General features: G+C 72.0%; 24 protein-coding genes, 1 tRNA gene and 1 pseudogene. 14 read left to right on the forward strand and 12 right to left on the reverse strand.

Annotated elements, in window-relative coordinates; genetic code table 11:
* Window positions 1-772, forward strand: a 772-nt coding sequence (locus IE178_RS32510; RefSeq protein WP_318280374.1) for a tyrosine-type recombinase/integrase, incomplete at its 5' end; no start/stop codon positions are given.
* A gap of 68 nt (window positions 773-840) precedes the next feature.
* Here the strand turns inward: IE178_RS32510 and IE178_RS32515 are convergent.
* A tRNA-Arg gene (locus IE178_RS32515) sits at window positions 841-916 on the reverse strand.
* Window positions 917-1219: 303 nt separating this feature from the next.
* Here IE178_RS32515 and IE178_RS36385 point away from each other — a divergent pair.
* Window positions 1220-1369, forward strand: a complete 150-nt coding sequence (locus IE178_RS36385) for a thiamine pyrophosphate-dependent enzyme (RefSeq protein WP_229876330.1) — start codon at window positions 1220-1222, stop codon at window positions 1367-1369.
* A gap of 120 nt (window positions 1370-1489) precedes the next feature.
* A complete protein-coding gene (locus IE178_RS32525; RefSeq protein ID WP_318280377.1) occupies window positions 1490-2179 on the forward strand; it encodes a Rossmann-fold NAD(P)-binding domain-containing protein in 690 nt (229 codons plus the stop codon).
* Between the two features lie 4 nt (window positions 2180-2183).
* Here the strand turns inward: IE178_RS32525 and IE178_RS32530 are convergent, their stop codons facing one another.
* The 3 genes from IE178_RS32530 to IE178_RS32540 all read right to left on the reverse strand — a co-directional run bounded on the left by IE178_RS32530 (window position 2184) and on the right by IE178_RS32540 (window position 4451).
* Entirely contained in the window at window positions 2184-2798 is a 615-nt protein-coding gene (locus IE178_RS32530; RefSeq protein ID WP_193514742.1) for an HXXEE domain-containing protein, read from the reverse strand.
* Window positions 2791-3042 carry a hypothetical protein gene (locus tag IE178_RS32535; RefSeq protein ID WP_193514743.1) on the reverse strand — a complete coding sequence of 84 codons (252 nt, stop codon included), beginning with the start codon at window positions 3040-3042 and terminating at the stop codon, window positions 2791-2793. The genes IE178_RS32530 and IE178_RS32535 overlap by 8 nt, the downstream gene beginning before the upstream one ends.
* Window positions 3043-3158: 116 nt before the next feature.
* Window positions 3159-4451, reverse strand: coding sequence for a M6 family metalloprotease domain-containing protein (locus IE178_RS32540; protein WP_193514744.1), 1293 nt, complete (start codon window positions 4449-4451; stop codon window positions 3159-3161).
* Between the two features lie 337 nt (window positions 4452-4788).
* On the opposite strand from IE178_RS32540, the gene IE178_RS32545 reads away from it, so the two are divergent.
* Both IE178_RS32545 and IE178_RS32550 read left to right on the forward strand, forming a co-directional pair.
* Window positions 4789-5430: a TetR/AcrR family transcriptional regulator gene (locus tag IE178_RS32545; protein ID WP_193514745.1), complete on the forward strand. Its 642-nt coding sequence runs from the start codon at window positions 4789-4791 to the stop codon at window positions 5428-5430.
* A gap of 286 nt (window positions 5431-5716) precedes the next feature.
* Window positions 5717-7261 carry an MFS transporter gene (locus IE178_RS32550; protein ID WP_193514746.1) on the forward strand — a complete coding sequence of 515 codons (1545 nt, stop codon included), beginning with the start codon at window positions 5717-5719 and terminating at the stop codon, window positions 7259-7261.
* Between the two features lie 144 nt (window positions 7262-7405).
* On the opposite strand, the gene IE178_RS32555 is transcribed toward IE178_RS32550, so the two are convergent.
* Window positions 7406-7921, reverse strand: coding sequence for a MarR family winged helix-turn-helix transcriptional regulator (locus IE178_RS32555; RefSeq protein WP_184763753.1), 516 nt, complete (start codon window positions 7919-7921; stop codon window positions 7406-7408).
* 135 nt (window positions 7922-8056) lie between these two features.
* Here IE178_RS32555 and IE178_RS32560 point away from each other — a divergent pair, with 135 nt between their 5' ends.
* Complete coding sequence (locus tag IE178_RS32560; RefSeq protein ID WP_193514747.1) at window positions 8057-8842, forward strand: dioxygenase family protein; 786 nt, start codon at window positions 8057-8059, stop codon at window positions 8840-8842.
* 3 nt (window positions 8843-8845) lie between these two features.
* On the opposite strand, the pseudogene IE178_RS36390 reads toward IE178_RS32560, so the two are convergent.
* A pseudogene (locus IE178_RS36390) lies at window positions 8846-9084 on the reverse strand (GNAT family N-acetyltransferase); the annotation flags it as partial.
* A 192-nt stretch (window positions 9085-9276) separates the two neighbouring features.
* Here IE178_RS36390 and IE178_RS32565 point away from each other — a divergent pair.
* Both IE178_RS32565 and IE178_RS32570 read left to right on the forward strand, forming a co-directional pair.
* Window positions 9277-10275 carry a sigma-70 family RNA polymerase sigma factor gene (locus tag IE178_RS32565; protein ID WP_189853310.1) on the forward strand — a complete coding sequence of 333 codons (999 nt, stop codon included), beginning with the start codon at window positions 9277-9279 and terminating at the stop codon, window positions 10273-10275.
* A gap of 541 nt (window positions 10276-10816) precedes the next feature.
* Complete coding sequence (locus tag IE178_RS32570; protein ID WP_193514748.1) at window positions 10817-11503, forward strand: TetR/AcrR family transcriptional regulator; 687 nt, start codon at window positions 10817-10819, stop codon at window positions 11501-11503.
* A gap of 56 nt (window positions 11504-11559) precedes the next feature.
* Here the strand turns inward: IE178_RS32570 and IE178_RS32575 are convergent, their stop codons facing one another.
* Window positions 11560-12531 (reverse strand): helix-turn-helix transcriptional regulator, encoded by a 972-nt coding sequence (locus IE178_RS32575; protein ID WP_184763749.1) that lies wholly within the window; start codon window positions 12529-12531, stop codon window positions 11560-11562.
* A 63-nt stretch (window positions 12532-12594) separates the two neighbouring features.
* On the opposite strand from IE178_RS32575, the gene IE178_RS32580 reads away from it, so the two are divergent.
* From IE178_RS32580 to IE178_RS32600, 5 genes are all read left to right on the forward strand, one after another.
* A complete protein-coding gene (locus IE178_RS32580) occupies window positions 12595-14109 on the forward strand; it encodes an MFS transporter (protein ID WP_184763748.1) in 1515 nt (504 codons plus the stop codon).
* A gap of 287 nt (window positions 14110-14396) precedes the next feature.
* A complete protein-coding gene (locus tag IE178_RS32585) occupies window positions 14397-15158 on the forward strand; it encodes a DeoR/GlpR family DNA-binding transcription regulator (protein WP_184763747.1) in 762 nt (253 codons plus the stop codon).
* Window positions 15155-16102: a 1-phosphofructokinase gene (pfkB, locus tag IE178_RS32590; RefSeq protein WP_193514749.1), complete on the forward strand. Its 948-nt coding sequence runs from the start codon at window positions 15155-15157 to the stop codon at window positions 16100-16102. The genes IE178_RS32585 and pfkB overlap by 4 nt, the downstream gene beginning before the upstream one ends.
* 112 nt (window positions 16103-16214) lie before the next feature.
* Window positions 16215-18383 carry a PTS fructose transporter subunit IIABC gene (locus IE178_RS32595; protein WP_193514750.1) on the forward strand — a complete coding sequence of 723 codons (2169 nt, stop codon included), beginning with the start codon at window positions 16215-16217 and terminating at the stop codon, window positions 18381-18383.
* 117 nt (window positions 18384-18500) lie between these two features.
* Window positions 18501-18785: a hypothetical protein gene (locus IE178_RS32600; protein WP_184763744.1), complete on the forward strand. Its 285-nt coding sequence runs from the start codon at window positions 18501-18503 to the stop codon at window positions 18783-18785.
* A gap of 17 nt (window positions 18786-18802) precedes the next feature.
* On the opposite strand, the gene IE178_RS32605 is transcribed toward IE178_RS32600, so the two are convergent.
* Both IE178_RS32605 and IE178_RS32610 read right to left on the reverse strand, forming a co-directional pair.
* On the reverse strand, window positions 18803-19549 hold the full coding sequence (locus IE178_RS32605; RefSeq protein ID WP_184763743.1) for a DUF6227 family protein: 747 nt from the start codon (window positions 19547-19549) through the stop codon (window positions 18803-18805).
* Window positions 19550-19709: 160 nt separating this feature from the next.
* Window positions 19710-20738 carry a P1 family peptidase gene (locus tag IE178_RS32610; RefSeq protein WP_184763742.1) on the reverse strand — a complete coding sequence of 343 codons (1029 nt, stop codon included), beginning with the start codon at window positions 20736-20738 and terminating at the stop codon, window positions 19710-19712.
* A 42-nt stretch (window positions 20739-20780) separates the two neighbouring features.
* Here IE178_RS32610 and IE178_RS32615 point away from each other — a divergent pair, with 42 nt between their 5' ends.
* Entirely contained in the window at window positions 20781-20957 is a 177-nt protein-coding gene (locus IE178_RS32615; protein ID WP_184763741.1) for a hypothetical protein, read from the forward strand.
* Between the two features lie 70 nt (window positions 20958-21027).
* On the opposite strand, the gene IE178_RS32620 is transcribed toward IE178_RS32615, so the two are convergent.
* The 3 genes from IE178_RS32620 to IE178_RS32630 form a co-directional block, all read right to left on the reverse strand.
* On the reverse strand, window positions 21028-21495 hold the full coding sequence (locus IE178_RS32620; RefSeq protein WP_193514751.1) for a large conductance mechanosensitive channel protein MscL: 468 nt from the start codon (window positions 21493-21495) through the stop codon (window positions 21028-21030).
* A 135-nt stretch (window positions 21496-21630) separates the two neighbouring features.
* Window positions 21631-22218 carry a CpaB family protein gene (locus IE178_RS32625; protein ID WP_438874433.1) on the reverse strand — a complete coding sequence of 196 codons (588 nt, stop codon included), beginning with the start codon at window positions 22216-22218 and terminating at the stop codon, window positions 21631-21633.
* Window positions 22219-22464: 246 nt separating this feature from the next.
* Window positions 22465-23307, reverse strand: coding sequence for an S-methyl-5'-thioadenosine phosphorylase (locus IE178_RS32630; protein ID WP_193514753.1), 843 nt, complete (start codon window positions 23305-23307; stop codon window positions 22465-22467).
* Between the last annotated feature and the right edge of the window lie 119 nt (window positions 23308-23426).

A 23426-nucleotide genomic window follows, 5' to 3' on the forward strand; every position in this document is an offset into this window, starting at 1 on the left:
CCAGCGGGTACTTCCTCGGGGCAGGCATCGTCTGGGCTCCTCTCATGACACCCATCTGACCTGCTGTCACCTTTCCCCGCATCTCGGGGGAACCTCAAACGTCGCCAAGCTCGTCGAGCCTCCCCGCACCGACAACCGCGAGTTGAAGCCTTGGAGCCTGGACGAGACGCTCGACTTCCTGGCGGCCTCTCGCAAGGACCCGCTCTATGCGGCCTTCGTGCTCGCCATCGCCATGGGTCTCCGCCGGGGAGAAATCGTGGGCCTGCGCTGGTCGGACGTAGATCTCGACGGCCGCGTGCTGTATGTCCGCCAACAGGTCCAGCGTCGCCGCGGGGTCCTGTACGACGACGATCCGAAGAGCCGCCGTCGCCGTGCGGTCCCGCTGCCCGCTCTTTGCATCGCGCCCCTGCGCTGGCACCGCATGCGGCAGACTGCTGCCCGTGCGAAGGCGGGGGAGACGTGGCAGGAGTCCGCGTACGTGTTCACCACTCGGACCGGTCGCCCGGTCGAGCCGCGCAATGTCTATCGCTCCTTCACGCGGGTTGCCGAGTCCGCCGGCCTCCGGGTGATCCGGCTGCATGACGCCCGGCACGGCACGGCCACGCTCCTCACAGCGGCCGGGGTCGCGCCCCGCGTGGTGATGGAGATCCTGGGCCACTCCCAGATCAGCATCACCATGGATGTCTACACGCACGTCGTGCAGGACACGCAGCGCGAGGCCATGAGCCACATGGACCGGCTGCTCAGAAAGAGGCGGCCCGGTCGTCAGTGACCGCACTCGTTGATGTCAGAAGTGGATGTCAAAGGCCCCGGACCATGATCGGTCCGGGGCCTTTTGCCTGGTGCCCCCGGCAGGATTCGAACCTGCGACACCCGCTTTAGGAGAGCGGTGCTCTATCCCCTGAGCTACGAAGGCGGGAACTGTCGGAGAATGTGTCTGACATTCGTCCGAAGGTGGACGAATGTCATTGTGCTGGATCCCGACAGGTCTGCGACAGCGCGGCCTGCGAGGGTTGCGCCGACGCCGCCAGTGTAGCGGGTGTCTTGGTGGTGGCAGGTGACTCCTGGACGGTGAGGCGCCGGCTGCCCCGGTCGGGCAGGAGGTTGGGTGGGCGGGGCTCGGCCGCAACAGGGTTTTGGCGGAGTAGGGGGGCCGGGCCCCGGCTGTGTGTCAGGCGGCGCGGCGTCCGGTGAAGCGGGCGACGCCGCGGGCGACGGAGTGGCTCGCCCAGGCTTCCCGGCGCTGAGCCGGGCCTACGGCGGTGCCGGGGCGCACGCCGCGAGCCCCGCCGAACTGCGGGACGCCGTCGGAAAGGCCCTCACCACACCGGGACCCACCGTCATCGAGGTACCCGAGCCACCCGGCTGACGCCTCACCCCGTCAGCCCGTACCGCCATCCGCCCGGCGCTCCGCCACGTCCCCGACGGTGCCCAGGCGGGACTGCGCCGGATCGACGACGCCTTCGCGGTCCGAGTCGACGGGCTCGGTCTGGCTGACACGGTCGGCGGCTACGGCGTGGCCCAGGCGGTGCTGGCCACCCTGGCGGAGACCGACGAGAACCCGGTGGGACTCACCGCCACGGTGCAGGGCTTCGGTTCGATGGGCGGCGCCGCGGCGCGCTATCTGGCCCGCGCGGGCATGCACGTGGTCGCCGTCGTCGACCGGGACGGCGTGGTGGCCGACCCGGACGGCCTGGACGTGGAGACGCTGCCGGCCCACCGCAGCCCCCGGGGCTTGGTCGACCGCGACCGGCTGCCCACCGGTGCCCGGCCGCTTGCGCGCGAGGAGTGGCTGTCGGTGCCGGCGGACGTCATGGTCACCGCCGCCGCCTCCTACGCCGTGGACGACGCCAACGAGGGCGCTGTGCGCTGCGGGTATCTCGTCGAGGCGGCCAACGTCTCCGTCCTCCCGAGCGCCGAGAAGGCCCTGCTGGCCCGCGGGGTGATCGTGGTCCCGGACTTCCTCGCCAACTTCGCGGCGAACAGCTGGTGGTGGTGGACCCTCTTCGGGGACGTCGGCGCGGATGCGGGCGAGGCCCTGGCGAAGATCGACAAGACCATGTGGCGGCTCGTCGAGGACGTCTTCACCGAGGTCCGCGCCACCGGCCTGAGCCCCCGGGAGGTGGCGAGCCGCCTCGCGGAGCGCGACCACGCCCACTTCCGGGGCCTTTCGGGCTGAGCGGCTACGCTCCGGTCCGCTTCGGCCGGGACCGGCCCGCCCGACGTGGTGCGTCCGGGCGGCCGGGGGCCGTCCTGCGGGCCAGCCGTCTGACCCTGAAGGCAGCCGCGTGTACACCGAGGATGCCCAGCGGGAACATCATGGCGCCGCTCACCACGCTCCGGGTGTCGACCTCCCGGAGCACTCCGCCGCGCCGCAGCTCACGCCAGGCCCAGAGCGAGAACGGAGCGACCACCAGCGGGGCGGTGACCACGCCGGGCGTGTAGCGGCGCAGGGCGGAGCTCTGGGCGACGTGGGAGACCGCGTGCAGCCCGAATCCGGCCAGCACGGTCTGGAAGAACGGCGACCGTCCCCCGGTCCTGGCTCCGTCGGCCGACGCGGCGCCGACCACCAGACCCATCAGGCCGATGGCGGTGGCCGCGTGCCCGGGTGTCACGCTCATCGCGGACCACACCCGTTCGGGAACCTTCGGGTAGCTCTCCCGCAACCGGTCCACCTGGGCCGCTGCCCAGGTGGGCATGGTGGCTAGCTCCTCCAGGTCGTGCACTGCGAAGGCGGCCAGCAGCCCCCAGGTGACCGCCGGGGAGACGCCCCCGGATTCCGCCCCGTGCTCAGACATCCCGCTCCCGAAAGTCCGCTGTCTCCTCGACCGGTACGCCGGGTCCGGCCTGTCCGGCCTGTCCGGCCTGTCCGGCCTGTCCGGCCTGTCCGGCCTGTCCGGCCTGTGCGGCTGGACCGTCCGTCCCGACCGACACCGTGCCCAGGGATCCGTTCACGGTGAGTTCCTGCCCGTCCGACACGGCGGTGAACACGCCCGGCACGCCGCCGCGCAGGGCGGCCGGGTCGGCGTTGCCCCATTCCATCAGGCGGGGGCCGGCGTGACGTCCCGGCCGTCGACGCGGACGTATCCCATACCTGCCGCGAACGCCCCGCCATCGGTGGTCGGCGAGCGGTCTGGTGCGTCCCCGGGTGTCGGTGTTCAGCCCTCCGGGGTTCGCGTCACGCGCACCCGGTACCTCTCCGCTTCCGCCGTCACCACCGTCACCCGGATCCCCGCCCGGCGGTCCAGGAAGCTCTCGCCCCGTGCGAACGTCGCGTCGGAGAGTTCCGCGTGGACGTTCGGGGTACGGGTGCAGCCGCCGCTGTCGCGCCGGGAGTCGTAGACGGTGACCGGGCCCATGCCCGTGTCCACGTTCGCGTCGACCCGGTAGACCAGGATGCCGGGGCGGCACACCGCCTCGTCGTTGCCGGCGCGCGTGCGCAGCTCGACGGCGTAACCGGAGTGCCCGTCGAGCGGGACGAAGACGAGTTTCGGGCCGCCGGTCCGTGCCAGCGGCGTCAGGACGTACTCCCTCGTGCCCGCGTGGGCCGCGCAGCCGACCTGGTCGGCGTCCAGCCATCCCAGCTTCCATTTGTGCCAGGCGAGGAGGTCGTTGTTGGCGCCCCAGTCCTCGCTCATGATGTCCCAGTGGCCGACCGCGCCGCCGCCCTCGGCGGTGTACAGGTCGGGCAGGCCGAAGACGTGGCCGTTCTCGTGCGGCAGGACGCGGTAGCCGGTGCGGTCGTAGGAGCCGGAGCCGTCGTCCTGGCGGGAGTAGACGAAGGACGCGTTGGAGACGGCGACGCCGTCCGCGGTCGGGGCCTCGCCGTTGCCGGCGAAGGTGACGGACAGGACCGTGTCGAGGGCGGCGGGGCCCGCGTTGGGGGTCACCAGCACGTTCAGCAGGTCGTACGCCTGGAAGTCCACCTCGTGATCGGCCTCGGTCACGATGTCGCGGACCAGTTCGCGGTAGCCGGGGTCGAAGGGGGCGCCGCGCTCTATGCCGTACGCGCGGAAGGACTTGGGCATGCGCAGCCAGTCGGGTACGGGGATCTCGGGGCGGTAGTCGAGGCGGCCGTAGGAGCTGATGGTGAACCATTCCCGGGTCTCCGGGAAGAACTCCCGGTAGCGGTCGAGGGCTTCGCCCTCGCCGGGTGCGTCGGAGAAGTCGATCATCAGGGTGAGGGCGCGGACGATGCCGGTGGAGCGGGTGTAGCCGGGGCCGGTCGGGATGCCCTCCGACATCTGGACCTCGCGGTTGCCGCCGATCATGCAGGGGCCGTGTGCGGCGGTGCGCGACAGGGCGCTGGGTCCGGCGCCGGCGACGGAGGTGCCGGGGGAAAGGTGGCCGTTGCCGGCCGAGGTGCTCACTGCGAGGGTCAGGACGGTCACCGATGCCAGGGCGGCCAGGCGGCGCGGGGATATCCGGCGTCGGCTCGGCTGCGGCTGCATGGGGGGACCTCCGCTCCACACGGCAGCCGCCGGTCTCCGACTGCACCCTCTCGATCACCCTGCGTCGACGGGTGTGCGGACGCTCGCTGGAAGGGCCGATCGTGGGGGCCGCCCACCACGGGGTGTGTGAGGCGGGTCACAGTAAAAGGCTTCGAGGGCGGGAAATAACCGGGGATCGTTTCCCCGTTTAGACCTGTGTCCGCGCGAAACGGGGATTCCCTCCCCGGAACGTGGAGGACCCACCAAGACTCAGGTCCGAGCAGGGCAAGGCAAGACCAGCAAGACACAGCAGGATGCAGCAGGACACCGACAAGCCATAGCAACCGAGGAGTGCACCGTGCAGACCGCGACCCCCGCAGCGCGCAAGATGCCTCGGCCCCGCGCCGACGCCCTGCGCAACCGGGAGCGGATCGTCACCGCCGCCCGGGAGATGTTCGTCGAGTTCGGGCCCGAAGTGCCGCTCGACGAGATCGCCCGCCGCGCCGGCGTCGGCAATGCCACGGTGTACCGCAACTTCCCCGACCGGGACGCGCTGGTGCGCGAGGTCGTCTGCTCCGTGATGGACCGTACGGTGCGGGCGGCCGAGCAGGCGCTCAACGAGTCCGGGGATGCCTTCGAAGCGCTGGAGCGCTTCGCGCACACGGCCGCCGACGAGCGGATCAGTGCCCTGTGTCCGATGGTCTCCAGCACCTTCGACCGGAACCACCCCGACCTGGAGGACGCGCGCCGGCGCGCCGAGCGTCTCGTCGCACAGCTGATGGACCGCGCCAAGGCGGCCGGTCAGCTCCGTGCCGACGTGGAGTACGGCGATCTGATGGTGGGTGTCGCCCAGCTGAGCCGGCCCCCGGCCGGTACCGGCTGCCTGAACGCCGACCGTTTCGTCCACCGCCATCTCCAGCTGTTCCTGGACGGGATGCGGGCTCCGGCCTCGACCGTCCTGCCGGGTACGGCCGTGACCGTAGAGGATCTGCGCCGCTGAGCCATCCCGTCCTGACGCATCCCTGACGCATTCCTGACGAACCACCGCCCGTCCTGATCAGCGGGATCCCGTGTGATCACCCAGGTCACCCAGAACACCCAGGTCACCCAGAACACCCAGGTCATCCACGTTGTGCGATCGGGCTGATCGTCGGATCACCTGATCACCCGCATCACGGGCCCTGAGGCAACGGCCGTCCCCCCGGGGGCGAGTCGTTCTCTCAAGACACCCGATTTTTCGTTACACAGTCCTGATTACCGTCACAAGTTCCGAAGTGGGTACCCCCATGTCTGAAACAGCCGCAACGGCCCGAAGGGCCGTCGGCGCCGGCGCCGACGCCAACCGCTGGAAAGCGCTCGTCTTCATCGCGCTCGCCCAGCTGATGGTCGTCCTGGACGCCACCATCGTGAACATCGCCCTGCCCTCCGCCCAGCAGGACCTGGGCATCTCGGACGGCAACCGCCAGTGGGTGGTCACCGCCTACGCCCTCGCCTTCGGCGGGCTGCTGCTGTTCGGCGGCCGGATAGCCGACCTGTGGGGACGCAAGCGGGCCTTCGTGCTCGGCCTGGGCGGGTTCGCCGTGGCCTCCGCGCTCGGTGGCGCGGCCACGAACGAGGCCATGATGTTCGGCGCCCGTGCCCTGCAGGGTGTGTTCGGCGCGCTGCTCGCGCCCGCCGCGCTGTCCCTGCTCGCGGTGATGTTCACCGACGGCAAGGAGCGCGCCAAGGCGTTCGGCATCTACGGCGCGATCGCCGGTGGCGGTGGTGCCGTCGGTCTGATCCTCGGCGGTTTCCTCACCGAGTACCTGGACTGGCGCTGGACGTTCTTCGTGAACATCCCGTTCGCCATCGTCGCCGCGGCCGGCGCGTACTTCGTCATCCGTGAGCCCGCGGGCGGCCGCAACCGTTCGCCGCTGGACATCCCCGGTGTGGTGCTGTCGACCGTGGGTCTGGTCGCGCTGGTCTACGGCTTCACCCGCGCCGAGTCCGAGGGCTGGAGCGACTCCGTCACGATCGGCATGTTCGTCGCCTCCGCCGTGCTGCTCGCCGCCTTCGTGGCCGTCGAGGCCAGGGTGAAGGCGCCGCTGCTGCCGCTGCGCGTGCTCACCGAGCGCAACCGCGGAGGCATCTACCTCTCGCTGGGCCTCGCCATCATCGCGATGTTCGGCCTGTTCCTCTTCCTGACGTACTACCTGCAGGTCGTGCAGGGTTACTCGCCGGTCAAGACCGGTTTCGCCTTCCTGCCGATGATCGCGGGCATGATCACGGGCTCCACCCAGATCGGCACCCGGCTGATGACCCGGGTCGCGCCCCGGCTGCTGATGGGCCCCGGCTTCCTGGTCGCCGCGCTCGGCATGCTGCTGCTGACCCAGCTGGAGATCGACACCTCGTACGCGGCCGTGCTGCTGCCGGGGATGCTGCTGCTCGGTCTGGGCATGGGTACGGCGTTCATGCCGGCCATGTCGCTGGCCACCCAGGGCGTCGAGCCCCGGGACTCCGGTGTCGCCTCCGCGATGGTCAACACCTCGCAGCAGGTGGGCGGCGCCATCGGTACGGCCCTGCTGAACACGATCGCGGCCTCGGCCACCACGTCCTACATCGCCGACCACATCGGCGGTGCCAGCAGCCGGTCCCAGCAGCAGCTGGTCCAGCTCCAGGGGCAGGTGCAGGGCTACACCAGCGCGATCTGGTTCGCCGTCGGGATCCTGGTGGCCGCCGCGGTCATCGCCCTGACCTTCATCACCGCCGGCCGGCCGGGCGACACCATGCTCAACCGGTCCTCCGACGAGACGGCCGGGGACGAGCTGCGGGTGCCGGTGGTCGCCCACTGACGGCCGCGGTCCGCCGTACTCCACCGGCGGTCCTGGCCGTCGACCGCTGACGGCCCGGCCTGCCGCACCCCTTCGGACCACCCGTGCGGACGAGGAGGGGACGCCCCGCCCGCACGGCTCCCCGGACCTGCCCCGGCTTCCGCGTCAGCGGAGCCAGGGCAGGTCCGCACCCGCTTCGCTCGGCTGAAGTCCCTCGGCGATGATCCGCATGATCTCACCGAGGGACTTCTGCTGTTCCGGGGTGAGCCGGTCGAAGACGGCCTGGCGTACGGCGTCCACATGGCCGGGCGCGTGCCGGCGCAGCACCTCCTGGCCCTCGTCCGTCAGCACCGCGAACTGGCCGCGCTTGTCGGAGGGGCAGTCCTCGCGGCGTACCCAGCCGTTCTTCTCCAGGCGGGCGACGGCGTGGGAGAGGCGGGAGCGGGTGATCTTCGCGGACATCGCGAGCTCCGTCATGCGCAGCCGCCGGCGCGGGGACTCGGCGAGTCGGACCAGCAGGCCGTAGTAGACGTGCGGCATTCCCGCGTCACGCTGGAGCTGACGGTCGAGGTGGTCTTCCAGGAGGGTGGTTGCGTCGATGTACGAGCGCCAGACGCGCTGCTCCTCGTCCGTGAGCCAGCGGGGTTCGTCGGCGCGTGCCGATGCGGGTGCCGTCTTCATGTACTCCACTGTACGACCGACCTACTTGAAGGTTAAACAAAGTGGCTGTACAGTCGGTGGAAGTTGAGAGTTCAAGCACGCTGGGCGTGAAGCGCCCGGCTCGGGGGACTCGCATCGTCGAAGGGAGCCGCCGTCATGACCGCCGCCACTCAGGAGCGCATGCCCGCGCTCTACCTCAGCCACGGCGCCCCGCCCCTGGCCGACGACCCCGTCTGGCCCGGCGAACTGGCCGCATGGTCGGCAGGCCTGCCCCGCCCGAAGGCGATCCTCGTCGTCTCGGCCCACTGGGAGGAGGCCCCGCTCGCCCTCGGTGCCACCGAGACGGTTCCCCTCGTCTACGACTTCTGGGGCTTCCCCGAGCACTACTACCAGGTCACCTACGGCGCCCCCGGCGCCCCCGCGCTCGCCGACTCGGTGCGGGGGCTGCTGCGCGCCCCCGGCATCCCCGTGCAGGACGTACCCGACCGGGGCCTGGACCACGGCGCCTACGTCCCGCTGGTCGAGATGTTCCCGGCGGCCGACATCCCGGTGCTCCAGGTGTCCATGCCGACACTGGACCCGGTGAAGCTGATGGAGATCGGGCGCAGGCTCGCGCCGCTGCGCGACGAGGGCGTACTGATCATCGGCTCCGGGTTCTTCACCCACAACCTGGCCGCACTGCGCCAGGGCGGCATCCCGGCCTGGTCGGCGGAGTTCGACGACTGGGGCCGGCGGGCGCTGGACTCCGGTGACGTGGACGCGCTGCTCGACTTCGCCCACAAGTCCCCGGCGGGCCTCCTCGCCCACCCGCGCACCGAGCACTTCGCACCGCTCTTCGTGACCATGGGCGCCGCGGACGCCGCCGGTGAGCTCGGGGAACAGAAGTCCGTGATCGACGGGTTCTGGATGGGGCTGGCGAAGCGGTCGGTGCAGTTCGGCTGACAAGGGGTGGGACGTGGCGTACCCCGAATCCGCCGTGGGTCGGCGCCCGTGGCAACCATCAGGCGGTGGGGGCCGTCTACAGGGTGGGAGAGCCGCCAAGGGCGGCGCTCCTCCGGGGTGAAAGGCGCCGTGTCACATGTGATCGCCGTCTCACGTACGTAGTGGTTGCACAGGTCGGTGAGGGCCACCGGACCGCCCTCGGTCCCGGGCCTGACCTGGACCTCCGCACGCTCCGACGGTATCGCGCCTCCCCGTGTGGCCGGACAGGGTACTGCATGATCGGAAAATTCGAGGGGCGGGTTGGGAATTCTGTCCGGATTCCAGTCGTTGTTTCCTACGGATGCGGGCACCCGAGCAGAGTCCGACAGAGTGAAGAAGGTGCCGAGCGTCCGCAGGACCACCCGCACTGACCTCATCATCGCAAGGGAGCACGCATGGCAACCCGTGCCGTCGCCCGTCGTCAGTCCGCCGCCGGCGAGACGGTCGACTCGGCAAGCAGTGTTCGCGCCCATAGCGGCGAGATCGCCGATCGCGACCTGGTCGGCATGTACCTCGACGAGATCGCGCGCACACCGCTGCTCGACGCCGCCAAGGAGGTCGAGCTGTCCCAGATCATCGAAGCGGGTGTGTTCGCACGGCAGATCCTCGACGGCATCGAGGAGAACAAGGCCGGGGCCACTCCCGAGGAGCTCGAGGCCCTCGTCGACGCGAGTGAGCGGGCCAAGGACGTCTTCATCCGTTCCAACCTCCGCCTGGTCGTCGCCGTGGCCCGCCGTTACCCGAGGAGCGGCCTGCCCCTCCTCGACCTGATCCAGGAGGGCAACGCCGGTCTGGTGCGCGCGGTCGAGAAGTTCGACTACCGCAAGGGCTTCAAGTTCTCGACGTACGCCACCTGGTGGATCCGTCAGGCCATCACGCGGTCCATAGCCGACCAGTCGCGCACCATCCGCCTGCCCGTCCACCTGGTGGAGGAGCTGGGCCGGATCCGGCGCGTGCAGCGCGAGTTCAACCGTGAGCACGGCCGCGAGCCGGAGCCCGCGGAGATCGCCGCCGAGCTCGGCTCCACGCCGGAGCGTGTCACCGACGTCCTGGACTGGGCCCGTGACCCGGTCTCGCTGAACATGTCGGTGGACGACGAGGGCGAGACCCAGTTCGGCGATCTCCTGGAGGACACCTCCGCGGTGTCGCCCGAGCAGTCGGTGCTGACGCTGCTGCGCAGCGAGGAGCTGGACGACCTGATCGGCCGCCTCGACCAGCGCACGGCCTCCATCATCAAGATGCGGTACGGCATCGAGGACGGCCGGGAGCGCACGCTGACCGAGGTCGGCAAGGAGCACGGTCTGACCCGCGAGCGCATCCGCCAGATCGAGAAGCACGCGCTGCTGGAGCTGAAGAAGCTGGCCCGCGACACCGGTTTCGACGCGGCGGCGTGAAGGCCGCCGCGGGCGCGGGTGGCGTGAAGGCCGCCTCCGGCGCGGTGGCGTGACGAGCGCTCTCGACGCGGTAGGGTTCCGCGCGGTGCCGAACCGGTAGCGTGCCGCGCGGTGCCGAGGCGGTAACGTGCCGCGTGGGTTCGGTGCAGTGGATCGATGCGCGGGTCCGGCACGATGGTGTGATGCGCGGGTTCGCCGAGGTGGTGTGACGAATCCGGCCGCGTACGCCGGTGGCGGAAGGCCGCGCGAAACATGGCCGTTCCCCGCCGCTTCAACCTGCTGGGCTCTGGGAACAAGAATGCAGAGCGTAGGAGTTCGGGTCTCGGGGCCTTGAGCCCTGTGGACCCCCTGAACCACGTCCCGACGCACACCCCCCCGGCGCCGGGACTTCCCAGGCCGGGTTCGGCGCCCTCCCCCCGGGCGCCGGGCCCGGCTTTCTCCTGTCCGATGCCGGTGGCGGGCCGGCGGGTCACCCCGAACCTGAACCCCGGGGTGGCCCGCCAGATGGCAGATTGTGTCACATGGGCATAGCCTGCCGGACGTGAGCAGCACCACCCCGACGTCACCTCCGCCTCCCGCGGTCTCGCTGACCGAACGGCGCAAGGCCGAGACCCGTATGGAGATCGCCCGTGTGGCGGCCGGTCTCTTCGTCCGGCAGGGCCTGCGGGCCACCCGTGCCGAGGACATCGCCCAGGCGGCCGGCATCGCCCCGCGCACCTTCTACCGGTACTTCGCCAGCAAGGAGGAGGCCATCGGCCCGCTCTACGCGACCGGCGCCCGGCGCTGGGTGGAGGCGGTGCGTGCCGCGCCCGCCGAGGTGCCCCTGCCGCGGGTCCTGGAGGACGCCGTGCGCCATACGCTGACGCCCGGCGTCGGAGTGTCGACGGCCTCCTGGGACTGGGTGCGCACCCTGATCCGGCTGGCGGAGGCGAACCCGGCCCTGCGCAGAGTCTGGGCCGAGGCGTGCCAGGCGTCGGAGCGGAGTCTGACGCAGGCGCTGGGGGAGCGGCTGACGGCAGGCCGGGTCCCCCATGACTGCGACAACGTTGCCACCGCCGCCCGGCTGGGTTTCGCCGCCGCCGTCGCGAGCGCGGCCGTGCGCTCGGCCATGGAGAGCTGGGCGGCGGGCGACGACCCCGCCGACGGCCCGCGGGGACCGGCCGAACTGGCGCTGGGCAACCTGGCGGCGCTACGGGACTTCCCGTGGGGTGACGTGACCGGCCGCTGAAGTACCTGATGTCACGTCGTGACCTGCCCCCGTCCCCCGCCGCTCTCGACGTCACGTCATGCGCCGGCACCCGCCGCCCGGCTCATCCGCGCGCCCAACTCCCGCACGGCCTCGACGAGTTCCGCGGGTTCCTGAACGGTGAACTCGTGTCCCAGCAGCGCGAGCCGTACCGCCATCCACTCCGTGGCGCCGGTCACCGTCGCCCGCAGCCGGCAGCTGCCCTCGTCCAGGGGCTCGGGCGGGCCCAGCCAGCCCGGCAGGCGGGCCGCGACCACCTCGGCCGGTGCGGCGAAGGTGACGACGAGGTCGTACGACTCCTGGGCACGGTGCATGGACCGGCGCAGGTACTCCGCCGCGCTCCCGGTCGGCAGCTCCCTCGGCGTGAACCGCGCCCCGGTGGCGAGGGGTTCGCTCACCCGGTCCACGCGGAACGTACGCCAGTCCGCGCGGTCGAGGTCGTATGCCACGAGGTACCAGCGCCGCCCCGTCGACACCAGCCGGTACGGTTCCGTCACGCGCCGGGACTCGGTGCCGTCGGCCGCGCGGTAGGCGAACCGCAGCCGCTCGTGGCCGGCCACCGTGGAGGCCATCACGGTCAGCGTCTCGGGCGCGATCGTCGCTCCGTCCCCGCTGGTCAGCGGGGTGGTCGCGGCCTGGAGCGTGCTGACTCGGTGGCGCAGCCGACCGGGCAGCACCTGTTCCAGCTTGGCCAGCGCCCGCACGGACGCCTCGTCCACGCCCTCCAGCGCGTGCCCGGCACCGGCCCGCAGCCCCACCGCGATGGCCACCGCCTCCTCGTCGTCGAGCACCAGCGGCGGCATCGCCTTGCCGGCGACCAGCCGGTAGCCGCCGTCCGCGCCCAGGGTCGCCTGCACGGGATAGCCGAGCTCCCGCAGCCGGTCGATGTCCCGCCGGATCGTGCGCCGGGAGACCCCGAGCCGGTCGGCCAGCTCACCGCCCGGCCATTCGCGGGGCGTCTGGAGGAGGGAGAGGAGTGTCAGCAGCCGGGCCGGTGTGTCCGTCGTCATGGACACGAGAATGCCGCGGAACTAGGACACGATCCGACCTACTCGGGTCATAGCTTCGGGGACATGACCTTCACCGACACCCCGCACGCACCACAGCCCGTCGTGGGCGACCGTCGCCGGTGGTTCGCCCTGGCGATCGTGATGACCGCGGCCTTCATGGACCTCGTCGACGTCACGATCGTCAACATCGCGATCCCGTCGATCCAGCGCGACGAGGGCGCCACCTTCAGCCAGATCCAGTGGATCACCGCCGGTTACGCGCTGGCCTTCGCCGCCGGGCTGGTCACCGGCGGCCGGCTCGGCGACATCCACGGCCGCAAGCGGGTCTTCCTCATCGGTATCGGCGGCTTCACCCTGGCCTCCGCGCTGTGCGGCCTCGCCGTGAACCCGGAGATGCTGGTCGCCTCCCGCATCCTGCAGGGCGCCATGGCGGCGCTGATGGTGCCGCAGGTGCTGTCGATCGTGCACGCGACCTTCCCGGCGCACGAACGCGGCAAGGTGTTCGGACTGTTCGGCGCGATCGTCGGCCTGGGCGCCGTGTCCGGACCGCTGCTCGGCGCGCTGCTCACGGAGTGGAACCTGTTCGGCCTGGAATGGCGGCCGATCTTCCTGATCAACCTGCCGGTCGGCATCGCGGGCCTGATCCTCGGCAGCCGCTTCATCAGCGAGTCGAAGGCGCCGCGCGCCCTCAAGCTGGACCTCGTCGGTGTCGCCCTGGTGACGCTGGGTCTGCTGATGCTGCTCTACCCGCTCACCCGCGGCCGTGAGCTGGGCTGGCCGGTGTGGGGCTACGTGTCGATGGCCGGCGCGCTGGTGGTCTTCGCGGCGCTGGTGGCGTACGAGCGGAACAAGAGCGCGCGGGACGGCTCCCCGCTGATCGAGCTGTCGCTGTTCAAGGTGAAGAGCTTCGCGGCGGGCATCGCGGTGCAGACGGTGTTCGGTATCGGCCTCGGCATCTTCTTCCTGGTCTGGACGCTGTACATGCAGTTCGGCCTGGGCTGGAGCCCGCTGCGGGCCGGGCTGACCGGCGTGCCCTTCTCCGTCGCCGTCTCGGTGGCGGCCGGGATGTCGGTGCAGCTGCTGGTCCCGCGTTACGGCCGCAAGGTGCTCCAGACGGGCGCGCTGGTGATGGCGGCCGGAGTGCTGATCTACATCTGGGAGGCCGGGCGGTACGGCCAGTCCATCGCCTCCTGGCAGATGGCGCTCCCGCTGGTCGTCATGGGCGTCGGCATGGGACTGATCGTCGCTCCGCTGACCGACGCGGTGCTGTCCGAGGTGCCGCGTGAGCACGCCGGATCGGCGTCGGGGCTGATCAACACCGTGCAGCAGATGGGCAACGCGCTGGGGCTCGGGCTGGTGTCGGTGGTGTTCTTCGGCGTGGTCGACGAGCGGCTCGCCAGGGCCGGGGCGGGCCCGGCCTTCGCGGACGGATTCCAGCACGCGCTGGGCTGGGTCGCCGCGGTCATGGGCGTGATCTTCCTGCTGATGTTCGCCCTGCCGAAGCGCCCGGCCCAGCATGTGGAGGGGGCGCAGGACGGTCCGGCGGCGGTGGAGAAGGAGCCGGAGCTCGTGTCCTGAGGGGACGCCATCGCCACTGCGGCGGCTGACGGGAAGGGCCCGGCACTCATGGGGGTGCCAGGTCCTTCCGGCGCGTCCGGGACGGAAGGACAGACACACCCAGACGTCCGTTCGTGCCCGGTCGTGCCCGTACCTGTTTACTTTCCGGACATCCGGGCGTACTCTCCGAGCGAAACCACACGTTCGGGCATGACTGGACCGGGCTGCACCGGGCCGGAACGGACTGCGACCGGACCGGACTGCAACCGGACCGGACCGGACCGGAGTGAACTCGGAGGCCGCCGGAGATGTACGCACCGGAACGCCAGCAGGAGATCCTGCGGCTCGCCCGCGACAGCGGCCGGGTCGACGTGGTCTCGCTGGCCGAGGAGTTCCAGGTGACCGCCGAGACCATCCGCCGGGACCTGAAGGCCCTCGACCGCGCCGGCCTGGTCCGCCGCGTGCACGGCGGGGCCATCCCCGCCGGACGCCTCGACTTCGAACCCGACCTCGCCGAGCGGGAGACGACCGCGGCCGACGAGAAGGACCGCATCGCCAAGGCCGCCCTCGCGGAACTCCCCGCCGACGGCACGCTGATCGTCGACGCCGGTTCGACGGCCGCGCGGCTCGCCGGATCCCTGCCGGTGGAGCTCTCCCTCACCGTCGTCACCCACAGCCTGCCCATCGCGGCCCGCCTCGCCGACCACCCCGGCATCCAGCTCCATCTCGTCGGAGGGCGCGTACGGCACCGTACGCGCGCCGCCGTGGACGCCTGGGCGCTGCGCGCGTACGCCGAGATCCGCGCGGACGTCCTGTTCGTGGCCGCCAACGGCTTCTCCGCCGAGCACGGTCTGACCACTCCCGACCTCGCCGAGGCCGCCGTCAAGCGCGCGGCCATGGCCGCCGCCCGCCGGGTGGTGCTGCTCGCCGACTCCTCCAAGCACGGCCAGGAGCACTTCGCCCGCTTCGGCGACCTGAGCGACGTGGACCTGTTGATCACCGACAGCGGGCTCAGCCCACAGGATGCCGCCGAGATCGAGCGCGGCGGCACGGAAGTGGTACGCGCATGATCCTCACCGTCACCCCCAACCCGTCCCTGGACCGAACCTACGAGGTTCCCTCGCTGGATCGCGGCGAGGTCGTCCGGGCCACCGGCGAACGCGTCGACCCCGGCGGCAAGGGGGTCAACGTCTCCCGCGCCGTCGCCGCGGCCGGCCGGCGCACGGTCGCCGTGCTGCCCCTGGGCGGCGCACCGGGCGCCCTGGTCGCCGACCTGCTCGACGCGCAGGACATCGAGGTCGCTCCGGTACCGGTGTCCGGCGCCACCCGCTCCAACATCGCGCTCGCGGAGGCGGACGGCGTACTGACGAAGATCAACGCGCCGGGCCCCGAGCTGACCGCGGCCGAGCAGGAACTGCTCCTCGACACCGTGCGACGGCAGTCCCGGGGCGCCGCCTGGATCGCCTGCTGCGGCAGCCTTCCGCGCGGACTGGCTCCCTCCTGGTACGCCGAACTGGTCGCCCGGGCGCACGCCGCCGGCGTACGCATCGCCCTGGACACCTCCGGGCCCGCGCTGCTCGCGGCCCTGCGTGAGCGGCCCGACGTGGTGAAACCGAACGCCGAGGAACTGGCCCAGGCCGTGGGGCGGCCCCTGACCACCGTGGGCGACGCGCTGAAGGCGGCCGAGGAACTGCGCGCGACCGGCGCCCGGGCCGTCCTCGCGAGCCTCGGCGCCGACGGACAACTGCTCGTGGACGACGACGGCGCCTGGTTCGGCACCGCCCCGGTGGACAGCGTCCGCAGCAACGTGGGCGCGGGCGACTCCTCCCTCGCCGGATTCCTCATCGCCGGCGGACGCGGACCCGCGGCACTCGCCTCCGCCGTCGCGCACGGCGCGGCGGCCGTCCAACTGCCCGGCAGCGTGATGCCGAAGCCGGGCGACCTGGACCCGGCCGCGGTGACCGTCACGGCCGAGGTGCCCGTCGACCGCGTACTGCGGGAGCCGGCGTCATGACCCTCCGCACGACGACCGGCCCCGGCCTCCGCCTCCCTCTCCCCCTCCTCACCCCCGTCCCCTCTTACGCCCACCCCGCTGCACGGGCGATACGCGTGCGAAGGAGCCCGCGATGAGCGACATGATCACCGCGGACCTGGTCGATCTCGATCTCGACCTGTCCGCCGACACCAAGGAAGCGGCGGCGCGTGCCCTCGCCGAGCGCATGGTGGCCCTGGGCCGGGTGACCGACCTGGACGGCTTCCTCGCCGACGTCGCCGCCCGCGAGGCCCAGATGCCGACCGGCCTCGACGGCGGCATCGGCATCCCGCACTGCCGCAGCACGCATGTCACCGAGCCGACACTGGCCTTCGGACGCAGCGGTGCCGGGATCGACTTCGGCGCGCCGGACGGGCCCGCCGACCTGATCTTCCTGATCGCCGCCCCGGCCGGCGCCGACGACGCCCACCTGACGATCCTGTCGTCGCTGGCCCGGCAGCTGATGAACGCCGAGTTCACCACCGCGCTCCGGTCGGTGGGCGACGCGGCGGCAGCGACGGCGCTCATCCGCGGCGACGAGCCGCCGACGGCCGGTGAGAGCGGCCCCGCGAACTCCGTGACGGCGCCGGCGGCGGCCTCCGCCGGCGCCGCCACGGGCACGGGCGACGCGGGCACGGGCGCCACCGGCGCCACCGGCGGGGAGGTCGCTGCGGGCACCGACGACGCGGGAACCGGGGCGGGTACCGAGCACGCGGGGGCCGGGGCGGGCACCGACGACGCGGGGGCCGGTGCGGACCGTCGCCCGTTCCGGGTGGTCGCCGTCACCTCCTGCCCCACCGGTATCGCCCACACCTACATGGCGGCGGAGTCGCTGGAGAACGCCGGCCGGGACGCGGGCGTCGAGATCGTCGTCGAGACCCAGGGGTCAGCCGGCTTCACCCGGCTCGACCCGGCCGTGATCGCGGCGGCGGACGGCGTGATCTTCGCCCACGACGTCCCCGTGCGGGAGAAGGACCGCTTCGCCGGAAAGCCCACCGTCGACACCGGCGTCAAGGCGGCCATCAACCGCCCCGCCGACCTGATCACCGAGGTACGCGGCAAGGCCGAGCGCGGCGAGGTCACCGGGGTGGCCACCGCATCCGGCGGTACGCCCGGGGAACGCGCCGGCGACAGCGGCGAGGGCTACGGCACCAAGCTGCGCAAGTGGCTGATGTCCGGCGTCAGCTACATGGTGCCGTTCGTCGCGGCGGGCGGTCTGCTCATCGCGCTCGGCTTCGCGATCGGCGGCTACGAGATCAACAAGGCGCCCTCGGTGATGGACCACTTCGTGTGGACCCAGGCCGACAGCTGGGGCGCCCTGCTCTTCCAGATCGGCGGCGTCGCCTTCGGCTTCCTCGTCCCGGTCCTGGCCGGCTACATCGCCTACGGCATGGCGGACCGGCCCGGTCTCGTGCCCGGCTTCGTCGGCGGCGCGATCTCGCTCACCATCAACGCGGGTTTCCTCGGCGGCCTCGCGGCCGGCCTGATCGCCGGTGGTGTGGTGATCGCGATCCAGAAGGTGCGCATCCCCACCGCGCTGCGCGGCATCATGCCGGTGGTGGTGATTCCGCTGATCTCCGCGGCGGTCGTCGGGTTCCTGATGTTCGTCGTCATCGGCAAGCCCATCGCCGAGGCGCAGCAGGGCATGACCGACTGGCTCAACGGCCTCACCGGCACCAACGCCGTCCTGCTCGGCGCCCTGCTCGGCCTGATGATGTGCTTCGACCTCGGCGGCCCCGTCAACAAGGTCGCCTACACCTTCGCCACCGCCGGGATCGCCGTCGCGAGCCCCAGCGACTCCGCGATGAAGATCATGGCCGCGGTGATGGCGGCCGGTATGGTCCCGCCACTGGCGATGGCCCTGGCCACCACGGTCCGCGGCAAGCTCTTCAACCGGACCGAACGGGAGAACGGCAAGGCCGCCTGGGTCCTGGGCGCCTCCTTCATCTCCGAGGGCGCGATCCCGTTCGCGGCGGCGGACCCGCTGCGCGTGATCCCCTCCTCGATGGTGGGCGGCGCGGTCACCGGCGCCCTGTCCATGGCGTTCGGGGCCACGCTGCGCGCCCCGCACGGCGGCATCTTCGTGGTCCCGCTGATCGGCAACCCGTTGCTCTACCTCGTCGCCATCGCCGCGGGCGTGGGTGTCACGGCGGCCCTGGTGATCCTCCTCAAGGGCCTGCGCGAGCCGGCCCCGGTCACCACGGGGACCGGCGAGAACACGTCGGTGCCCGCGGCGGGGACCAAGGAGCCGGTGGCCGCGTAGAGCCGCGACGGTGCGTCCGTTTGGGTAGGTATAGGCGATTCATGCCGACTGCGATATAGATCACGCTCATCACGATCCGGGGTTCACAGCCCCGGATCGTGGTGTGTACTGGGCCGCATGCGTGAGCACGGGACAATCTCGCGGACGGCGGGGACTGCGGTTCTCACCCTGGTGGCCGTGGTCTGCACGGCGGGTCTGGCCGACGCCCTGCGGCGTCGACGCGGGCGGCTGCGCGAACGCGCGCAGGGGCGCTCGGAGGCGGCCCGACGGCATACGCCCCACGGCATCCCGACCGTCCCCCGTCAGCGGAGGACGGGCCCGTCGGCGGAAGCGGTGGACCTCACCGACGCGGAACGCGACGCGTTCGCCGGGCTGGTGAGACGCCTGAGCGAAGGAGACTGAACCTTCCCTCCGCGCCGTCAGGAGACCTGCGCCGCCCGGCGCTCCATCGCCTCCCGCGCCGCGTCCTCGCTGACATACACCTCGCACATGTGCCGCCCGTCGGGCGTGGCCGTGTGCTCGACCTCCCACAGGGACAACTCCGCGCCGTCACCCAGCAGGAACGCGTGCTCGTAAAGTGAGAAGGTCAGCCGCGAACGCCCCGCACGGGACGGCCGGCCGAAGGCCTGCGTGATCCGGTGCGCGCACGCCGTGGCCAGCAGCGCGGCCGTCTCCGTGCCCGGCCGGTCCACGTTCTCCGCCCTGCGCAGTAAGCGGCGCGCGTGGTCCGCGGAATCATCCGGAACGTAGACGTGCCGCGGCGCGGGGGCCGGGGACAACTGCACCGTCACCGGCAGTTCGAAGTCCGGGGTGTCCGGCGGCAGCGGCAACCGGGCCGTGGCCGTGCGCAGTTCCTCCTCGTCCACGTACACCTCGTGCTGGGGCTCGGCTCCCGGTGCGGTGTTGTGGACGAGCTCCCAGAGGGTGAGCGCGGATCCGTCGGCGAGCAGCCAGGTGTGCCGGTACGTCTCCCGGTGCAGACCCGCGCTGTGGTGCGCGGAGTGCAGCGAACTGTCGTGCGCCAGCGCACAGTCCAGTCTCTGGACCGTCTCGTCCGGCAACTCGAAGGAGTTCAGGGTGCGGCCGAGGAGGCGCGCGAGGTGCTCCTCCGGAGACTCGGGCGAGTCGGGTGGTTCGTACGCTGCCGTCTCGTACGGAACGCTCAAGGTTTCTCCCGGCGTTGCTGCATGTCACCTTGTGGGTGCATACCGTAGCCCCTCGGTCGGACATCATGTCCGGGAACCGAGAAATCGGATGGCCGGGGAACGACCGGGCCGCGGGAGAAATTCCCGCGCGGTCCGGCAGGGCGGCCGTCGGGTGTTTTCTTCACTGTTCCCCGTACAACTCCCCATGATTCGGCCACGATCCGCCCGGTCCGTCCACCGGCTCGGCGGCGCGCACCGCTCGTACGATCGCGCGGGTCACCAGGTCCGCGCCCGCCGCGAGTACCTCGTTCAGGGCGAGGGGGTCCGCCGCGTCGAGCGGGCGCTCTCCGGTGGCCAGGGTGAACACCGTGTCCCCGTCGCTCAGCAGATGCACCGGCCGTACCGCGCGCGCGATGCCGTCGTGCGCGGTGCCGGCCAGTTTCTGAGCCTGCGCCTTGGACAGGTCGGCGTCGGTGGCGACCACCGCGAGCGTGGTGTTCAGCGGGGGAGGCGCGTTCCGCGCGGCCGCCTGAGCGAGCCGACGCAGCGCGGCCTCGTGCACCTCCGCCTCCGGGTAACGCACCCTGCCCTGGAACAACTCCCCGTACAGCACCCCCGTTTCCGGATCCACCGCCGACCCCGCCGCGTTGGCCACCACCAGCGCGGCCACCGTGATGCCCGACTCCAGTACCGTGCTCGCGGTGCCGATCCCGCCCTTCACCAGCCCCACCACCGCGCCCGTACCGGCGCCGACGCATCCCTGGGGCACCGGTGCGCCCGGCTCGGTCGCCGCCGCCGCCTCGACCGCGGCACGGCCGGTGGCCGCGTCCGGCCGGGCCCGGAAGTCGCCGCCCCGGCCCAGGTCGAAGACACAGGCGGCCGGCACCACCGGCACCACATGCGCGGGATCCGGACCGACCCGCACCCCGCGGCCCCGCTCCTCCAGCCAGGCCATCACCCCGGACGCCGCGTCGAGCCCGTAGGCGCTGCCCCCGGTCAGCACGATCGCCTCGACCCTCTGCACCAGGTTGCGCGGATCCAGCGCGTCGGTCTCCTTCGTGCCGGGGCCACCGCCGCGCACATCCACCGCGGCAACGGCCCCGCCCTCGGGCGCGAGCACGACCGTGGTGCCCGTGAGCCAACCGTCGCCGGTGCGCGTCGCATGGCCCACGCGCACCCCGGCCACATCCGTCAGAGCGTCAGCTGTCATGAGACCAGTTCTGCCCGCTGGGAGGGGCCGTACCCTAGGCGTATGAGTACCGCCCCCGATCCCCGGCCGCGTGATCCGAAGCCCGCGCTGGTCTTCGACGACCCGCTGGACCAGCCGTCCTCGGACGACACGGACCGCGGGTGGGGCGAGCGCCCGTCGGGCGACAGCGCCGCCGATCTGAAGCGCTTCCTCGACGAGAAGCCGCCCCACCACATCTGACCCGTCCGCGGGCGGGCGACGACGCGAATCGTCTTGCCTCACCCGTCCACAACCTCCCAGGACAGAACGCCTAGCGCCCGCCGGGGCCCGAGCCGCGCTGCGCGACGAGGGTGTCGCGGATCTCCTTGAGCACTTCCAGCTCGGAGACCTCGACTATCTCCTGCGTTCCCTCCTTGGCCTTCCGGCGGGCCTCCACCCGGGCCAGGTACTTCGCCATGGGCAGCACCATCAGGAAGTAGACGACCGCCGCGGTGATCACGAACTGCAGCGTCGCGCCGAGGACCGAGCCCCAGAGGATCCTGACGCCGGTCGCCGCGTCCCCGGCACCCTCGCAGGGCCCCTTCAGACACGAGCTGTAGCTGTCCAGGTTCTTCGTGCCGAACGCACCCACCAGCGGGTTGATGATGCCCTTCACCACCGCGTTGACGATGTTGGTGAACGCGGCGCCGATGACCACCGCCACGGCCAGATCGACGACATTCCCGCGCGTCAGGAAGGCCTTGAAGCCCGCCCACACGGATTCCTTCTTCTCGCTCACGTCGAGCCCCCATCTCAGCTGCGCACTGCGCGGAATCAAACGCTCCGCAACCTACGTCAGCGCGGTGCCGACAGCCTCGGCCGGGTCGCTCGGAGGAGGTGCTTGACGTGCGAACACGGCTCGAAAAGGCACCGTTCACCACATGGTGACCGCCAGCCGGGCCGTGGCGCTCGCGCCGGCCAGGCCGGCCGCGGTGGCCCGCGGTACCGACACCACCAGCAGGGCCCCGCCGTCACCCGCGCCGTCCACCGGTTCCGGCACCCCGGTCACCCGCGCCCCGCGCGCGACCACACGGGCCTCGCCCCCGGACGCCGTCTCCTCGGCGGCGATCACGTCCACCCGGTCACCCGGCCTCAGCAGCCGTACCGTGGCCGCGTCGGCGATCCGCACGGCCGCCGTCATCGTCGCGCCCGCGCGCCGCGTCCGTACGGGACGGTCCCCGGGGGACGCCGAGGCGGCCCGGGCGGTCGGGGGCCCGCCGGGATGCCCGCGGGAGCGGTCCGCGTCCCGCGGTCCCGCCGCCACCAGCGCCGCCGCCGTGACCGCGAGGCCGACCGCCATGGCCCGCCTCCGGTGCCGGACGAGCCGGCCCGGCAGCGGCAGGCCGCCGCGCACCCGCACCGGAGCGAAGTGCGGCACTTCGCACGGGGCGGGGACGTCGGTGCCGGGCGGGCGGGGACCGGCAGGCGAGGGGGAACGGAGGGGGGAAGGAGAGCGGGACACGGAGACCACCACCTGCGACGAGGGACCGGCTTGCGACTCCCACGATGAGGCCTTCCGCCGGTGCCCGCCGGGCCCTGTGGACGCACCACGACCCTGTGGAAAACTCCCCCACCCGAACGAAGGGCTCCGCCCACCCGAGCCAAGGGCACTGCCCATCCGAGCCAAGGGCACTGCCCATCCCGAGCGAGGGGCTCCCCGCCGCTCCGTCCCCAGGGGAGCCGCCCACGGCAGCTCCTGGAAAGCCGCCTACGGCAGCGCGAACCCCGGATCCATCCCGCCCAGTGCCGAAGTGCACAGGCAGTCCCGCTCCTCCGTCGACGGCAGCGCGGCCACCGCGTCGAAGAGCACCCCACGCAGCCGGTCCACGTTGGCGGCGAACACCCGCAGCACCTCGTCGTGGGAGACCCCCTCACCGGTCTCGGCGCCGGCGTCGAGGTCGGTGACCAGGGTCAGCGAGGTGTAACAGAGCTCCAGCTCACGGGCGAGTGCCGCCTCGGGGTGGCCGGTCATGCCCACCACCGACCAGCCCTGCGCCCGGTGCCACAGCGATTCCGCACGGGTGGAGAAGCGCGGTCCCTCCACCACGACCAGCGTGCCGCCGTCCACCGGCTCCCAGTCCCGCCCGCGCGCCGCCTTCAGCGCGGCCGCCCGCCCGGTGGGGCAGTAGGGGTCGGCCAGCGACACATGGACCACGTTCGGCACCGTGCCGTCGGGCAGCGGCAGTCCGTCGAAGAACGTGCCCACCCGGGACTTCGTACGGTCCACGAGCTGGTCCGGAACCAGCAGCGTGCCCGGCCCGTACTCGGGCCGCAGACCGCCCACCGCGCACGGCCCGAGCACCTGGCGCGCCCCGACCGACCGGAGCGCCCACAGGTTGGCCCGGTAGTTGATCCGGTGCGGCGGCAGATGGTGGCCGCGTCCGTGCCGGGGGAGGAAGGCGACCCGCCGGCCGGCCACCTCGCCGAGGAAGAGGGAGTCACTGGGCGCCCCGTAGGGGGTGTCGACCTGGACCTCGGTCACGTCGTCGAGGAAGGAGTAGAAACCGGAGCCGCCGATCACGCCGATCTCGGCCTTCGCCATGTTCGCCATGCTCCGCACCCTAACCGCCGGCTGCCGGGCGCCGACCCCGCGCCAACCACCCGGCGGCGCCAGCGACCACCGCTGCCCTGATACTGCGAGACCGCCGGACCACGCCCCTCGAACGCCGA

The organism is Streptomyces griseoloalbus, assembly GCA_014650015.1.
Classification (GTDB): domain Bacteria; phylum Actinomycetota; class Actinomycetes; order Streptomycetales; family Streptomycetaceae; genus Streptomyces; species Streptomyces griseoloalbus.

Excerpts from the sequence above, each read along its gene's own strand:
- IE178_RS32540 (WP_193514744.1), bottom strand. The coding sequence starts at position 4,451 with ATGCAGCCGCAGCCGAGCCGACGCCGGATATCCCCGCGCCGCCTGGCC.
- IE178_RS32550 (WP_193514746.1), top strand. The coding sequence starts at position 5,717 with ATGTCTGAAACAGCCGCAACGGCCCGAAGGGCCGTCGGCGCCGGCGCC.
- IE178_RS32615 (WP_184763741.1), top strand. The coding sequence starts at position 20,781 with ATGAGTACCGCCCCCGATCCCCGGCCGCGTGATCCGAAGCCCGCGCTG.
- pfkB (WP_193514749.1), top strand. The coding sequence starts at position 15,155 with ATGATCCTCACCGTCACCCCCAACCCGTCCCTGGACCGAACCTACGAG.
- IE178_RS32600 (WP_184763744.1), top strand. The coding sequence starts at position 18,501 with ATGCGTGAGCACGGGACAATCTCGCGGACGGCGGGGACTGCGGTTCTC.
- IE178_RS32560 (WP_193514747.1), top strand. The coding sequence starts at position 8,057 with ATGACCGCCGCCACTCAGGAGCGCATGCCCGCGCTCTACCTCAGCCAC.
- IE178_RS32630 (WP_193514753.1), bottom strand. The coding sequence starts at position 23,307 with ATGGCGAACATGGCGAAGGCCGAGATCGGCGTGATCGGCGGCTCCGGT.
- IE178_RS32565 (WP_189853310.1), top strand. The coding sequence starts at position 9,277 with ATGGCAACCCGTGCCGTCGCCCGTCGTCAGTCCGCCGCCGGCGAGACG.
- IE178_RS32555 (WP_184763753.1), bottom strand. The coding sequence starts at position 7,921 with ATGAAGACGGCACCCGCATCGGCACGCGCCGACGAACCCCGCTGGCTC.
- IE178_RS32595 (WP_193514750.1), top strand. The coding sequence starts at position 16,215 with ATGAGCGACATGATCACCGCGGACCTGGTCGATCTCGATCTCGACCTG.
- IE178_RS32580 (WP_184763748.1), top strand. The coding sequence starts at position 12,595 with ATGACCTTCACCGACACCCCGCACGCACCACAGCCCGTCGTGGGCGAC.
- IE178_RS32530 (WP_193514742.1), bottom strand. The coding sequence starts at position 2,798 with ATGTCTGAGCACGGGGCGGAATCCGGGGGCGTCTCCCCGGCGGTCACC.
- IE178_RS32610 (WP_184763742.1), bottom strand. The coding sequence starts at position 20,738 with ATGACAGCTGACGCTCTGACGGATGTGGCCGGGGTGCGCGTGGGCCAT.
- IE178_RS32575 (WP_184763749.1), bottom strand. The coding sequence starts at position 12,531 with ATGACGACGGACACACCGGCCCGGCTGCTGACACTCCTCTCCCTCCTC.
- IE178_RS32585 (WP_184763747.1), top strand. The coding sequence starts at position 14,397 with ATGTACGCACCGGAACGCCAGCAGGAGATCCTGCGGCTCGCCCGCGAC.
- IE178_RS32535 (WP_193514743.1), bottom strand. The coding sequence starts at position 3,042 with ATGGAATGGGGCAACGCCGACCCGGCCGCCCTGCGCGGCGGCGTGCCG.